The 13,722-nt window shown below is 63.7% G+C and carries 12 protein-coding genes; 6 read left to right on the top strand and 6 right to left on the bottom strand.

The window, feature by feature from the left end; translation table 11 throughout:
* Positions 1 to 13 precede the first annotated feature (13 nt).
* The 3 genes from CH286_RS13795 to CH286_RS13805 all read right to left on the bottom strand — a co-directional run bounded on the left by CH286_RS13795 (position 14) and on the right by CH286_RS13805 (position 4,157).
* Positions 14 to 1,951 (bottom strand): primary-amine oxidase, encoded by a 1,938-nt coding sequence (locus CH286_RS13795; protein ID WP_032401820.1) that lies wholly within the window; start codon positions 1,949 to 1,951, stop codon positions 14 to 16.
* Entirely contained in the window at positions 1,948 to 3,387 is a 1,440-nt protein-coding gene (locus CH286_RS13800; protein WP_094609474.1) for a gamma-aminobutyraldehyde dehydrogenase, read from the bottom strand. Before CH286_RS13800 ends, CH286_RS13795 begins: the two co-directional genes overlap by 4 nt.
* Positions 3,388 to 3,494: 107 nt before the next feature.
* On the bottom strand, positions 3,495 to 4,157 hold the full coding sequence (locus CH286_RS13805; RefSeq protein WP_176458236.1) for a TetR family transcriptional regulator: 663 nt from the start codon (positions 4,155 to 4,157) through the stop codon (positions 3,495 to 3,497).
* 70 nt (positions 4,158 to 4,227) lie between these two features.
* Here CH286_RS13805 and mqo point away from each other — a divergent pair, with 70 nt between their 5' ends.
* From mqo to CH286_RS13825, 4 genes are all read left to right on the top strand, one after another.
* The gene (mqo, locus tag CH286_RS13810; protein WP_217902925.1) at positions 4,228 to 5,550 is read left to right on the top strand and encodes a malate dehydrogenase (quinone); all 1,323 of its coding nucleotides are present in this window, start codon (positions 4,228 to 4,230) and stop codon (positions 5,548 to 5,550) included.
* 9 nt (positions 5,551 to 5,559) lie between these two features.
* The gene (locus CH286_RS13815) at positions 5,560 to 6,555 is read left to right on the top strand and encodes an MBL fold metallo-hydrolase (RefSeq protein WP_242640207.1); all 996 of its coding nucleotides are present in this window, start codon (positions 5,560 to 5,562) and stop codon (positions 6,553 to 6,555) included.
* A 62-nt stretch (positions 6,556 to 6,617) separates the two neighbouring features.
* Positions 6,618 to 7,433 (top strand): NADPH-dependent oxidoreductase, encoded by an 816-nt coding sequence (locus CH286_RS13820; protein WP_037148749.1) that lies wholly within the window; start codon positions 6,618 to 6,620, stop codon positions 7,431 to 7,433.
* Between the two features lie 4 nt (positions 7,434 to 7,437).
* A complete protein-coding gene (locus CH286_RS13825; protein ID WP_094609477.1) occupies positions 7,438 to 8,535 on the top strand; it encodes an LLM class flavin-dependent oxidoreductase in 1,098 nt (365 codons plus the stop codon).
* Here CH286_RS13825 and CH286_RS13830 read toward each other — a convergent pair.
* Together CH286_RS13830 and ramB are read right to left on the bottom strand one after the other, a co-directional pair.
* Positions 8,522 to 9,295, bottom strand: coding sequence for an LLM class flavin-dependent oxidoreductase (locus CH286_RS13830; RefSeq protein ID WP_094609478.1), 774 nt, complete (start codon positions 9,293 to 9,295; stop codon positions 8,522 to 8,524). The genes CH286_RS13825 and CH286_RS13830 overlap by 14 nt on opposite strands.
* A gap of 17 nt (positions 9,296 to 9,312) precedes the next feature.
* Entirely contained in the window at positions 9,313 to 10,725 is a 1,413-nt protein-coding gene (gene ramB / locus CH286_RS13835; protein WP_094609479.1) for an acetate metabolism transcriptional regulator RamB, read from the bottom strand.
* A 147-nt stretch (positions 10,726 to 10,872) separates the two neighbouring features.
* Here ramB and CH286_RS13840 point away from each other — a divergent pair, with 147 nt between their 5' ends.
* The gene (locus tag CH286_RS13840) at positions 10,873 to 11,277 is read left to right on the top strand and encodes an SPW repeat domain-containing protein (RefSeq protein WP_032401826.1); all 405 of its coding nucleotides are present in this window, start codon (positions 10,873 to 10,875) and stop codon (positions 11,275 to 11,277) included.
* A 187-nt stretch (positions 11,278 to 11,464) separates the two neighbouring features.
* Here the strand turns inward: CH286_RS13840 and CH286_RS13845 are convergent, their stop codons facing one another.
* Positions 11,465 to 11,788 carry an endonuclease domain-containing protein gene (locus CH286_RS13845; RefSeq protein WP_052058181.1) on the bottom strand — a complete coding sequence of 108 codons (324 nt, stop codon included), beginning with the start codon at positions 11,786 to 11,788 and terminating at the stop codon, positions 11,465 to 11,467.
* Between the two features lie 566 nt (positions 11,789 to 12,354).
* On the opposite strand from CH286_RS13845, the gene aceA reads away from it, so the two are divergent.
* On the top strand, positions 12,355 to 13,644 hold the full coding sequence (gene aceA / locus CH286_RS13855) for an isocitrate lyase (protein ID WP_027498404.1): 1,290 nt from the start codon (positions 12,355 to 12,357) through the stop codon (positions 13,642 to 13,644).
* Positions 13,645 to 13,722 lie beyond the last annotated feature (78 nt).

Raw genomic sequence — 13,722 nt, forward strand, 5'->3', positions numbered from 1 at the left:
GAGTTCGGGCGAGCTAATGACAGGTGCTACCGGGATCGGTATGGCACGACTTCTGCTCCGACGCCACAACGTCGAGAGAAGGGTTTCGATCGAAGAACCCGAAGGGTTTGAGCCAGAACGAGACCGTGTCCGCGGGCATCACCGGCCAGTCCTCCGGCCGGGTGATGTGGTGGATGCCGAAGGTGTACCAGACGACTACATCGGTGTTCTCGATGCTGCGATCCTTTTCGGTCCACTCCGGCAGGCCGTGATCGATACCGCTCTGGTTGACGAATTCACCACTGGGCCAACGCTCGTCGGGCGAGTTGGGGGTGACCCACACGGTGTGGCCGATCACCTGGGCGCGCTGGAAGATCGGCGACGCCGGATCGAACATCGACGGAATCGCCGCGCCCGGAACCAACTTGTAGGCGGGACGGGTGCCGAGACCGTTGGTGACGTTGTCGTTGACGACCTTCCATGCCTTCTGGGTGTTCCAGTCGTAATCCTGCTTGCCCTCGGACTCGGTGGTCAGAGGAGTGTTGACCTGAGTGAGTGCGAGGCCGTACGGATTGTCGGGGCCCATCGGAACCCGTTGCGTCTCACTGGCATACACGGTGTTCTCGGTGCCGTCGATGTCCAGATCGAGCCGGGCGACGAGAAAGTGCTGGTGATACGGCGCGTACGTACGGTTGTCGACCAGCGTGCCCGACGGGTGGGCGGTGCCCTCGTCGAAGTGCGTGACGACCATGATGCCCGTCGCGCGCACCTCGCACTCGATATTGCCGTCCTGGTAGAACCGCCAGTAGACGAGGTACTCGTAGTTGGCGACCGTTGCGTGGAAGCTGACCGTGAGGCGGCGCATGCGCCGTACTTCGGCTCCGGCGTCGTGATCGACGTGCTTCCACAGCACGGCGTTGTCTTCCTCGTGGATGCAGATCGCATTGGTGATCGTGTACGGCTCACCCTTGCTGTTGTGCAGCACCGCGTCGAGGTAGCGGATCTCGCCGAGGCAGTCGCAACCGAGCTCGAGCGAGGTGGTCATGAAACCCAAGCCCCACTCGCCGATGTCGAACGCGGTGCGCCGATAGTGATCCTCGGTGTGATCGCGATAGGGAACGACCATCTCCGCGAACGACATTCGATTCGCAACGGAGCGCACATTTCCGTTGTCGTTGTAGCTGACGGCATGCAGTGTCATGCCCTCGCGGTAGTTGAACCCCACGCGCAACGACCAGTTCTGCCACGTCAACTTGTTGCCGTCGAGCTCGAACGACGGTCCGTCGGATTGAGTGATCTCGAGGGGCTTCAGCGGCGGACGCGTACTGGCGTTCCTGATTCGCTCCGGGATGTGGCGAGGGACGTACTCGCCCATGATCTCCGGCCGCTCGACGCGATACGTGTCCTCGATCTCGAGCAATTCCATCGTGTTCACGTCGATGACGCAGTGGAATCCACCCACCGGTCCGGCGTAGGGATTGGCACCCGCTGCGGCCTTCACCCAGGTATCCGACCAGCCGAGGCGTCGACCCTTGTACTTCTCGGGAGTCACCGCCTCGCCGTAGGTCCAGGTGTCCATGAACACCAGATCCAGATCGGTGATGCCTCTATCGGCAAGGGCGGCAATCACATCGGGGTGGGCGCGTAGGGCCGCGTCGGCCTCCTCCCACTCGTCGACGGTGAAGTTGGGCTGCACGTCCGGAATGTGCGTCCACGATTCGGTGGTGCGATCGTCCAGCGATACGACGGCCTTGAAGGTCGTGTTCTCGTTGCGGTTCAGCACCACTGACACCGCCCGACGCGCAGGCACGGTCCCATCCGCGTCGAACGCGGCGATCTCGGGCTTGGCCGGTTCGATCATCTCGATGGAGGCGTAACGCCAACCGTCGCCGACGCCGTGATCGCGGCCGAGAATCTCGGCTACGGTGGCGAATTCGTCGCTGGACAGGGGATCGAGGGGGTGAGAGGTCATGCGATGGTCTCCGTCGAGCTCATGACGTGCTTGATGCGGGTGTAGTCCTCGACACCATAGGCGGAGAGGTCCTTGCCGTAGCCGGAGTACTTGAATCCGCCGTGCGGCATTTCCGCGACCAACGGGATGTGGCAGTTGACCCAGACGGCACCGAAGTCCAGAGCTGCCGAGATACGCAGTGTGCGTGCGTGATCAGAGGTCCACACGCTCGATGCGAGGCCGAAGTCCACATCGTTGGCGAGAGCGATCGCCTCGGCCTCGTCGGTGAACTTCTGCACCGTGAGCACCGGGCCGAACGTCTCCTCCTGCACGATGGGATCGGACTGCTGCACGCCCGTGATGATGGTGGGCTCGAAGAAGAAACCCTTGTCGCCGATGCGCTTGCCGCCGGTGACGATGGTGGCATGTGCGCCGATGCCGTCGACCTTGGCGCTGACCTGACCGAAGTGGTTGACGTTGTTCAGTGGCCCGAGGAAGGTATCGGGGTCGTCGGGGAGGCCGACTTTCAGTGTCTTCACCTTGGCCACAAGGGCATCGACGAGGGTGTCGTGTACCGACTCGTGCACCAGTACGCGGGTGACAGCGGTGCAGTCCTGACCGGCGTTGAAGAACGCGGCCTCCGCGATGCCGTCGGCTGCCTTGGTGATGTCGACGTCGTCGAAGACGATCGCCGGTGCCTTACCGCCGAGTTCGAGGTGCGCGCGCTTGAGCTGCTTGGCGGCGGCCACCGCCACCGCGATGCCGGCGCGGACGGATCCGGTGATCGACACCAGTCCGGGAGTCTTGTGCTCGACGATCGCCGCACCGGTGCCGCCGTTGCCGAGGACGACATTGAGCACGCCGTCCGGAACGATGCCCTTGGAGAGCCTGGCCAACACCAACGTGCTCTCGGGGGTGGTGTCACTGGGCTTGAGCACGATCGTGTTGCCGGCGGCCAGTGCGGGCCCGATCTTCCAGATCGCCATCATGAACGGGTAGTTCCACGGGGTCACCTGGCCGACGACGCCGATCGGTTCGCGGCGCACGTACGAGGTGAAGCCGTCCATGTATTCGCCCGCGGACTTGCCCTCGAGCATCCGGGCGGCGCCGGCGAAGAAGCGGATCTGATCCGCGCCGACCGTCACCTCCTCGGCGGCGATGGTGGCCTTGGGCTGGCCGGTGTTGCGGCTCTGCGCTTCGACGATCTCGTCGCTGTGCGCCTCGATGGCGTCGGCGAGCTTCAGCAGCACCTTCTGTCGCTCACTCGGCGTCGTCTTGCCCCAGGTCTCGAATGCACTGGCGGCGGCCGACATTGCGGCCTCGACGTCGGCCGCGTCGGAGATGGGGGAGTGGGCGACGACCGTCTCGTCCACCGGACTGATCACCTCGAGCATCTCGGTGCCCGAGGGCGTGACGAACGCCCCGTCGATGTAGTTCTGCAGGACAGGCACCGTCATCTCACAACCCCTAGCGTCGTCACTCCACCAATATTTCGGTTCTGCAAAGCCTGCACCTACGGACGAGACTTCGCCACCCGACAACATGTCCAACATTCGCCGAAGGATCAGGACGAAATGTCACCGTTGTCGGCAAGAGCTCTGACGCCGGCGATATACGTCTCGAGACCGAGCTTCTCGAACGCCGGACGGGAGGTGGGATCGCCGAGATGTTCGGCCGACGCCAGGATGTGTGGGAACTCCTCGGGATCGAGTGAGTCCATCGTCGACGCCACCTCCCGCTCGACGTGTGCCCGACGCTCTGGCTCGACCTCGACACCGGTGAACAAGGGCTCGGTGATGAGCGAGATGGCGACCCGGACGCCATGGCGGGCGAGTTGGGTGGCATCGGGAAGGGAGAAGCCGGCCTCGCCGAGAGCCTTCAGTGCCAACTCCATGGCCTCCCTACTGTTGGGAGAGAACAACATTCGAGGAACAACGATGTCGGCTGCGCCCGGGTGGGCGCGCAAGGCGCGCATGAAGTCCTCGAGCACGGTGCGTAGCTGCTGCCACCACGGGGCAGCGGGATCGACGGTGAGCTCTAGGTCTTGGCACACGCGGTCGCCCATAGCGTCGAGCAGCTCGTCCTTGTTCTTCACATGCCAGTAGATCGCCATGGGGGAGACGCCGAGTTCGGTGGCGATCTTGCGGATGGTGAGCGAGTCCAGGCCATGGCGGTATGCGACGTCGAGAGCGGCGTCGACGACGGCAGTCCTGCTCAGGCGCGGCATCGATCGAACTATACAGGCGTACGAGTCGGTGCTAGCGTGATTTGTACTTAGTACGAGAAAGGGGCGGACGGTGGACGACGTCATTCTTGTCGGCGGCGGAATCATGAGCGCAACGCTCGGGACGCTGCTGCAGAAACTGGAACCGACCTGGTCCATTCGGGTGCTCGAGCGCCTTCCTCGGGTGGCCGCGGAAGCATCCGACGGGTGGAACAACGCCGGGACCGGACATGCCGGTCTGTGCGAAACCAACTACACGACAATACGATCCGACGGTTCCGTCGACATCGACCGTGCCGTGCGGATCGCCGAGCAGTTCGCAACGACTCGGCGTTTCTGGGCGACGTTGCCCCAGGCCGACTTCGTGCGCCCCGTGCCGCACATGACTCTGGTCCAAGGTTCCGACAACGTCGAGTTTCTCCGCGCTCGGCATCACGCGCTGAGCAGTCACCCGATGTTCGAGGCGATGGAGTACACCGAAGACGCTGCGGTGCTGCAGCAGTGGTCACCGCTGGTTGCGGAGGGCCGCACCGGCAGCTGGGCTGCGACCCGAGACGTGACGGGTACCGACGTCGACTTCGGCGCAGCGACGCGGCAGCTGTTCGACGCCATGACTTCGGCAGGGGCCAGCGTGGAGACCGGACGGGAAGTACGTGGTCTTTCGCAGGATCGGGATGGATCCTGGCGACTCTTCGTCCGAGGTGGTCGACCGGTGGAGCGCGCCCGATTCGTGTTCCTCGGTGCCGGGGGTTGGGCCCTGAAGTTACTGCGCAGAGCCGGAATTCCCGATGCGCGTGGCTTCGGGCTGTTGCCGATCAGTGGACAATTTCTGCGCTGCGACCGGAGCGAGGTGGTCGATCGCCACGACGCCAAGGTGTACGGGACGCCGCCCATCGGCGCGCCACCGATGTCGGTTCCGCACCTGGACACTCGCATCGTCGACGGGCAGCGCTCCATCCTTTTCGGCCCGTACGCAGGCGCGAACCCGAAATTCCTGAAACACGGTTCTTTGATGGACCTTCCGCGTTCGATCAGCCGAGACAATGTTGGATCGCTGTTGTCGATGGCCTGGGCCAACACGCCGCTGATCAGGCTGCTGCTCTCCGAGTTGACCGCCACCAGAGGGAAGAAGATTGCCGCGTTACGCGAGTTCGTGCCGAGTGCCGATTCGGCAGACTGGTTGATCGTCAGTGCCGGTCAGCGTGCCCAGATCGTGAAAAACGGCGAACTGCGGTTCGGCACCGAAGTGGTCGCCTCGCAGGACGGCACGATCGCATCTGTACTCGGTGCGTCACCGGGCGCATCGACGGCCGTACCCATCATGATCGAGGTGCTGAACAGATGCTTCCCCGAACGACAGTGGGACTCGCGCTTACGCGAGTGGCTCACCGGCTAGCCTGAGGCGGTGACGGACACAGAGGTGGGATACCGGCAGATCGCCGACGGGACCTGGGCTTTCATGCGGCCGCCCGGCAGTTGGGGACAGACCAACACCGGACTGATCGTGGGCCCCGGTGGCGCGTCGATGTTGATCGACACCGTCTGGGACACGAATTGGGCAGCGCGCGTTGCCGCCGATACTGCCGAACTGATCGTCGATGCGCCGATCACCGAAGTGCTCAACACCCATTCCGACGGCGATCACTGGTGGGGAAACGACTCGGTTCCCGCCTCTGCGCGCATCACCACCAGCGCCGCGTCGTTGCACGCAATGAAGGAAGAGACACCACCCAAAGGGGTGGACGCGTTCGCCTCCTTCGGCGGCAAGATCGGGTGGATACCCGGACCGGTCGGAGCAATGGGCTCGTACATGAACCGAGTCCGGGGTGATGCCACCTTCCCCAGCGCACTGCCGCGGCTGCCCGACCACACCTTCGAAACCACCGAAACCATCGACGTCGCAGGGCGATCTGTCCACCTGCGCTACCTGGGACCGGCGCACACCGAGGGCGACCTCATCGCTCACCTACCCGATGTGGGAGTCGTGTTCGCCGGCGATCTGCTGTTCATCGACGCCACACCGGTGCTCTGGCACGGACCGCTGCAGAACTGGATCGATGCCCTCGACCACCTCCTCGAACTCGATGCAGCCGTCTACGTTCCCGGCCACGGCCCTCTGTGCGGCACCGACGAGATCCGCGCCGTCCGCAACTATTGGACCTGGGTGGGGGAGGCCGGACGTAGCTGCTTCGACGCCGGGCTCGGATCCACCGAAGCTGCCCTGAACCTGCTGAAATCAGGCGAATTCGGGCAGTACGCCCACTGGGACTCGCCGGAACGACTCATCCTGAGCATGAGCACCCTCTACCGCCTGTGGCGAGGCGAGCCGCCAGCGCCACCCACGCTGACGCGTCGAGCACGGGCGTTCGCGGATGCGGGGCGGTTCTTGCGGGAGCGGTAGCTTTCGAATCATGCCGAGCGCAACTGTGGCGCGTCGGCGATGGCAGGGGCACTCTGGAGTCCGTGACCTCCTCTTCGGCCTCGTGGGTTCAGCAGCGCTACCGCGATCCTGCTCTGACAGCGTTGGCGCACACGAACGAGACCATCGACGTTCTGCTGTCGCATCATTCGGTGCGGACGTTCACCGGGGATCCGATCGACAACGCGACGATCGAGACGATCGTCGCTGCAGCCCAATCCGCGCCGACGTCGTCGAACCTGCAGGCCTGGAGCGTCATCGCAGTACAGGACCCGGCGCGCAAGAAGCGCCTTGCGGCGCTGGCGGCGAATCAGGCGTTCATCGCCGATGCGGCGGTGTTCCTGGTGTTCGTGGCCGATCTCGGGCGGGCCCGACGCCTCGCCGCCGGGCACGACGCCGAGCTCGGTGGTGCCGACTACTTCGACAGCACGATTCTCGGTGCCATCGATGCTGCACTCGCGGCGCAGAACGCCGTCGTCGCCGCGGAGTCGCTCGGATGGGGCACCGTATACGTCGGGGCGGTGCGCAACGCACCCGACGAGATTGCTGCCGAGTTGGGGCTGGCCGAACAGTCGATCCCGGTAGTGGGCTTGGCCATCGGCCGGGCGGGCGACGAGACCGCCGGGGTGAAGCCGCGTTTGCCCATCTCCTCGGTGCTCCACCACGAACTGTACGACCCCCAGTCAGCGGACGCGGCCGTGCCCGTCTACGAGCAACGACTTGCGGAATACTATGCAACGCAGGGCCGTACGGCATCCTGGACCGCGTCGGTGTTGTCCCGCTTGCGGAGCGGCGAGGCGATCGGCCCGCGCGTGACACTCAGAGAGTCGTTCGAATCGCTCGGCTGGAAGTCTCGGTAGCACTATGCGCTTTCAGGTCCTCGACATCGTGTTCAACCCTCCCCATCCGGTCACCGGTGCAGTGGTGACTCCGGCCGACAGATTCGATCGGTTGATCGAACTTGCCGTTCTCGCAGAAGAACTGGGGATCGACTCGTTTTCGGTGGGAGAACGGCACGCGGGAGACGTGCTCTCGTCCTCCCCGACGGTCATTCTCGGCGCGCTCGCCCAGGCCACGCAACGCATCCTGTTGTCCACCGGCGTCACCGTACTGCCGGTATTGGATCCGATCCGCGTTGCCGAAGACCTCGGCACCATCGACCAACTGAGTCGAGGTCGCCTCGAAGTCGTCATCGGCAAAGGCAACGAAGTCCTGCAATACCCGCTGTTCGGACTCGACATCGCGCGCCAGTACGAGTATCTCACCGAAAACTACGAACTGCTCCGCAGACTCATCCGCGAGGAGCACGTGGATTGGACCGGCCGGCATCGACATCCGTTGTCCGACGCCACGACACTGCCCAGACCTTTCGACGGCCCCTTCCGGATCTGGCACGGCTCGGCCACCTCGGTGGAGGCGGTCGATCTGGCCGCCGAGTGGGGGGATCCCATCTTCACGGCAAATGCATTGCAGCCCAGGGAGAACTACAAGACTCTGATCGACCGCTACCGCGAGCAGTACCTTCATCACGGGCACGACCCGGACAAGGCCTACGTGGGTTCGGGCTCCGGAGGACTGTTCCTCGGTGCGACGACCGAGGCTGCCGTTGCCGAATATCGGCCGATCTACGAGGGCATCGTCGCGCAGCAAGACAAGCGCACCCACGACCCGGCGGCCAAAGGTAAGGTGACGAGCTTTCGGACCATCGACGACGCCGTCGCGAGGGGGCCGGCCCTGGTGGGTTCCTCGGAACGGGTCGCCGCGAAGATCCTCGATTATCACGATGCGTACGGGCATGACCTGCAGTCGGTTTCGATCAACCACGTCCTGGACTTCGAGCGTCAGAAGGACACGTTACGACAGTTCGCCGAGGAAGTGATTCCGTTGGTGCGGGCCGAGGTGACGACCACGCTGTGGACGACCGAGGACAAGGACCGCGCCCGGGGATTCACTGCGACCTGAACCGCGCCGTCGCAGTCGCCGCGTGAGCGAACAACGTGGTCGGATCCGCTGCGTCCGCGGAGGGTTCGAGTACGACGGTGGTGGCACCGGCATCGACCCAGCGTTGGATATCGATCGTGGCTGCATCCGAATCGGATCCGACCGACACGTAGACAACCACGTCGTGGTCGGGCCCACCGTCGATGTGGTCGATGGCTGTACGAACCTGTTCCGGTGTCGTCTCGCTGGTGAGAATTGTTCCAACACTGTGTCGACCGCTCAGGGCGAGCGTCTTCGGCCCGGTCGCACCGACGAGAAGGGGCGGTGGTTGCAGCGGCGGCCAGTTCAACTTCACCTGATCGAGCGAGACGTAGCGGCCCTGCACAGTGACCATGTCGCCCGCCAGCAGACTCGTCAGCGCGGTCATCTGCTCGCTCAGCAACGTCAGAGGAGACTGCACTCGCGCGCCGATCTGGCCCATCCACGACTGGACGCCGTGACCTAGTCCCACACGGAGCCGACCCGGGTGGACCCGAGCAATGGTGGCGATCTCCATCGCGGTCGACGCGACGTTCCGCATCGGAGTGGGTAGCACCCCGATGCCGACGTTCACGCGATCGGTGCTCGCGAGAATCAGTGCAGCAGTGGACAGTCCGCCGGAGAAGAAGCAGTCCTCCCACAACCACACTTCGTCGACGCCCGCGGCGTCGGCCGCGCTGGCCGCTTCGACCAATGCGTCCGGAGCAATTTCCGGTCTGAGTACAACGCCGATTCGCGTCATGGGAATTCTCCTTCTTCTCAGCGAACGAGGTACGGGGACACCGAACTTCGGTGCTCGTCGATGTCGAGGTCCTTGCCCAGCGGCGGGAAGGCGCGTTGTGGGCAGTTCGAGCGTTCGCAGACCCGGCAGCCCGCTCCGATCGGCGTGGCAGCCGCCGAGCCCTGCACGTCCAGCCCATCGGCGTACACCAGCCTCCCGGCGTGGCGGAGTTCGCAACCGAGGCCGATGGCGAAGGTCTTGCCCGGCTGGCCGTAACGCGCGGCTCGACGCTCCACGGTGCGTGCGATCCACAAATAGCTGCGGCCGTCGGGCATCTCGGCGATCTGTGTCATGATCTTGCCGGGATAGGCGAACGTCTCGTACACATTCCACAGAGGGCATGTGCCACCGCTCGACGAGAAGTGAAAGCCGGTGGCGGACTGCCGTTTCGACATATTGCCCGCGCGATCCACCCGGACGAACGAGAACGGCACACCCCGCAACTCCGGTCTCTGCAAGGTGGAGAGTCGATGGCAGATGGTCTCGTAACTGACCGAGAAAAACGCCGAGAGCCGCTCGATGTCGTACCGGAAATCCTCGGCTACGTCGTGGAAGTGGTGGTACGGCAACACCGTCGCGGCAGCGAAGTAGTTCGCGAAACCGAGCACCGCCAGCTTCTTCGACGACTCGCTGGAGAAATTGCCTTCCTCGGCCATCCTGTTCAGCAGATCTCCGCATTCGAGGTAGGCCAGTTCGGCGGCGTACCTGAACACCTTCTGCCCACCGGACAGATGTGGTGAAATCTCCAGCACTCTGGTCTGCGGGTCGAAACGGTGCAGCACGTTCTCGCCGAGGTCGATGCGATTGACTATCTGCACGTCGTGCACCGTTCGGAGCCGCTTGGCGATCTCACCGCCCACGTCGGCGCGATGGAATCGAATCCTAGATGTCAGTGCCTCCGCCGCAGTGTCCAGATCGTGTAGATAGTTCTGTCGCTGATAGAAGTAGTCGCGCACTTCTTCGTGAGGCTTGCTGATCGAACCACTGCCACTGCCGTCGGAGAAGCGTTCCTCGGTCGCGGCCAGCAGCTGAGCCGTCGTATTGCGGTATCGGCGGTGCATGTTGACCATTGCCCGCGCCAACTGTGGGTGCGAGCTGACCATCTGGGCAATCTCGTGTGCGTCGGCGTCGATGCCCATGTCCTGATCGAGCGCTACTTCACGGAGTTCGGCAACCAACCTGGTGTCGTCCTCGGAGGAGAAGAACGACGTGTCGACGCCGAACACCTCGGAGATCCGGAGTAGCACCGGTACCGTCAGCGGGCGCACATCGTGCTCGATCTGGTTGAGGTAGCTGGCGGAGATCCCCAGCTTCTGTGCCAGCGATACCTGACTCATGCTGCGTTCGCTGCGGAGCTGCCGTAGCCGCACACCGACGAAGGTCTTGGACACATCGCCAGGCTACGCCTGCGAAGAAATGCCTTAACACCGTTCGCAACTAGCTGCTGGATCACAATTCGGTGATCATCGGGAACATTAGCCGAAGTAAAGGCGTATACCGGTATACGAGCTATTCACCACGCACCTCGAGGAGCGGTCATGTCCAACCGTCAACGCACATCGGAAATCGTCAGGGACGTCGTCGTCTTCGTCACCGGAGCAGTTCTCGTCGCATCCACCGTCTGGCTCCCGGTTCAGGGAGACCAAGAAGTCACCGGTGCCATCCTCGTACTCGGCATACTCGCGGCATCGTCCGCTCTGTGGGCCATCGGATCCTCGTCGAGGCAGAGCCACTGGACCCACGTGGGCCTCGGTCTGCTGCTCGCGGTGTCTCCCGCATTGATGGTGTTCCCGTCCGGACTGTTGGCAGCGGACCTGTTCGCCATCGTCGGCGGACTCGTGATCGCAGCCATGGGCGCGCTCGGAGTGGTTGCGTCGCGTCGGGCCCCGATCACCTCGCGGGTGGTCGCGTCCAGCGACGAGCACACCGGCGTCCGCATCTGATCCTTCCCTGCAACTGATGCTCCACTCCCGTGGGCGCGTGCGATGAATCTCGTACGCGGGCATGGGAGTGGAGCATTTTCTGCTCTGTGGGTTCATCGCGGCGCCTGATGCAATGGGTGCTCCACTCGGCGCGGTGGATCCGGTAAATCCCTCGTGCGGCCCGGCGAGTGAAGCACGGTGTGCTCTCTCATCGCCGCGATTCCCGACGCCGCCTGACAACCGACGCGATTTCGGCAGCCACCACGTCCGGCGCGGCAAGCACATCGAACGCCGAGTAGCGCAGCATCAACCGGCCACCGAGTACCAGGGCGTTCTGTCTACGTCGATCCTTGCTGAACACCTCTCCTGCACTGTGGAATTCGCGTCCGTCCACCTCGATGATCGTTCGGCTGCGACGGTCGACGAGGTCGCAGACGAACGAGCCGACTGTCGCATTCATCTCCAGATACGGGCCGATCCGATGCAATGCCCGGCCGAGGGCCCGCTCCGGTTCCGAGGCGAACCTCGTCACTGCCAACCGGACCTGACGGGCCAACTCTCCGTTGCCGCATCGCGTCGGCGATGGCGTGGGTGGTCTTCGACGCTCGACCTGGGGAAATCGAAAGCCCTGTGGACAGGTGCCAGCCTGCGGATGAGTGCAATTTCTGCTCCACTCGGTGGCGTCGGTCGGGGGATCCCCGCGAAAGTGGTGTCGAGTGGAGCAACCCGTGCCATGCTCACATCGTGGGACGAGACAGCTGTGATGTCGATCACATCACGCTGCAGTTCTGACTCGATTCAGACGCCGTCGCCAAACCGTACAAGCGTCCTGTATGAGTTTTTGTGCATTGCGTTCATCAACTGGGGATTCGTCGCTACCGGCGAGTAACACAGCCGTCCGATCGGCGAGGTTTGTGGCAGTCGAAAATTTGCAAACTTAGCAAGGGTGCCGGGAAAGCTAGCCAAGATTGGCACTAACAACTGGTAGACGCATGTTTTCGGTTGTGCCATTGTTTTGGAGTACACCAGAAGGGCCTGGCAACGATGTGAAGATTCGTCTCGAGGCAGGCCGAGAAGCAGAAGAGACTGGAGCTGAAGATGTCGACCACCGGCACCCCGAAGACCACCGCCGAGATCCAGCAGGATTGGGACACCAACCCCCGTTGGAAGGGCGTCACCCGTAACTTCACCGCACAGCAGGTCTCCGACCTCCAGGGCACCGTCGTCGAAGAAGCGACACTCGCTCGCCGCGGCAGCGAGATCCTCTGGGACCTCGTGAACAACGAGGACTACATCAACTCGCTCGGTGCCCTCACCGGCAACCAGGCCGTGCAGCAGATTCGCGCCGGCCTCCAGGCGATCTACCTCTCCGGCTGGCAGGTTGCCGGCGACGCGAACCTCTCGGGCCACACGTACCCGGACCAGAGCCTCTACCCGGCCAACTCGGTGCCGTCGGTCGTCCGCCGCATCAACAACGCACTCCTGCGCGCCGACGAGATCGCCAAGATCGAGGGCGACACGTCCGTCAAGAACTGGGTCGCACCGATCGTCGCCGACGCCGAAGCCGGCTTCGGTGGCGCACTGAACGCCTACGAGCTGCAGAAGGCCATGATCGTGGCCGGCGCCGCAGGTGTGCACTGGGAAGATCAGCTCGCGTCGGAGAAGAAGTGCGGCCACCTCGGCGGCAAGGTGCTCATCCCCACCCAGCAGCACATCCGCACCCTGACCTCCGCACGTCTGGCATCGGACGTCGCAGACGTGCCGTCCGTCATCATCGCCCGCACCGACGCCGAGGCAGCCACGCTGATCACCTCCGACGTCGACGAGCGCGACCGTGAGTTCCTCGACGGAACCCGCACCGCAGAAGGATTCTTCGGCGTCAAGAACGGCATCGAGCCCTGCATCGCTCGCGCCAAGGCCTACGCACCGTACGCAGACCTCATCTGGATGGAGACCGGCGTGCCGGACCTCGAGGTCGCCAAGAAGTTCTCCGAGTCGGTTCGCAGCGAGTTCCCGGACCAGCTCCTCGCCTACAACTGCTCGCCTTCGTTCAACTGGAAGGCACACCTGGACGACGCCACCATCGCGAAGTTCCAGAAGGAGCTCGGCGCGATGGGCTTCAAGTTCCAGTTCATCACCCTCGCAGGCTTCCACTCGCTCAACTACGGCATGTTCGACCTGGCACACGGCTACGCCCGCGAAGGCATGACCGCATTCGTTGACCTGCAGGAGCGCGAGTTCAAGGCTGCCGAAGAGCGCGGCTTCACCGCCATCAAGCACCAGCGTGAGGTTGGCGCAGGCTACTTCGACCGCATCGCCACCACCGTCGACCCCAACACCTCGACGGCAGCACTGAAGGGCTCCACCGAAGAAGGCCAGTTCCACTAAGTAGTTCCGCCTCTCCGGATCTTCAGCGCACTAGTCAGGCGGCCCCAGCGTTTCGTTGCGGGCCGCCTGACTCGTATC

This window comes from Rhodococcus sp. WWJCD1, assembly GCF_002258735.1.
In the GTDB taxonomy this organism is placed as follows: Bacteria; Actinomycetota; Actinomycetes; order Mycobacteriales; family Mycobacteriaceae; genus Rhodococcoides.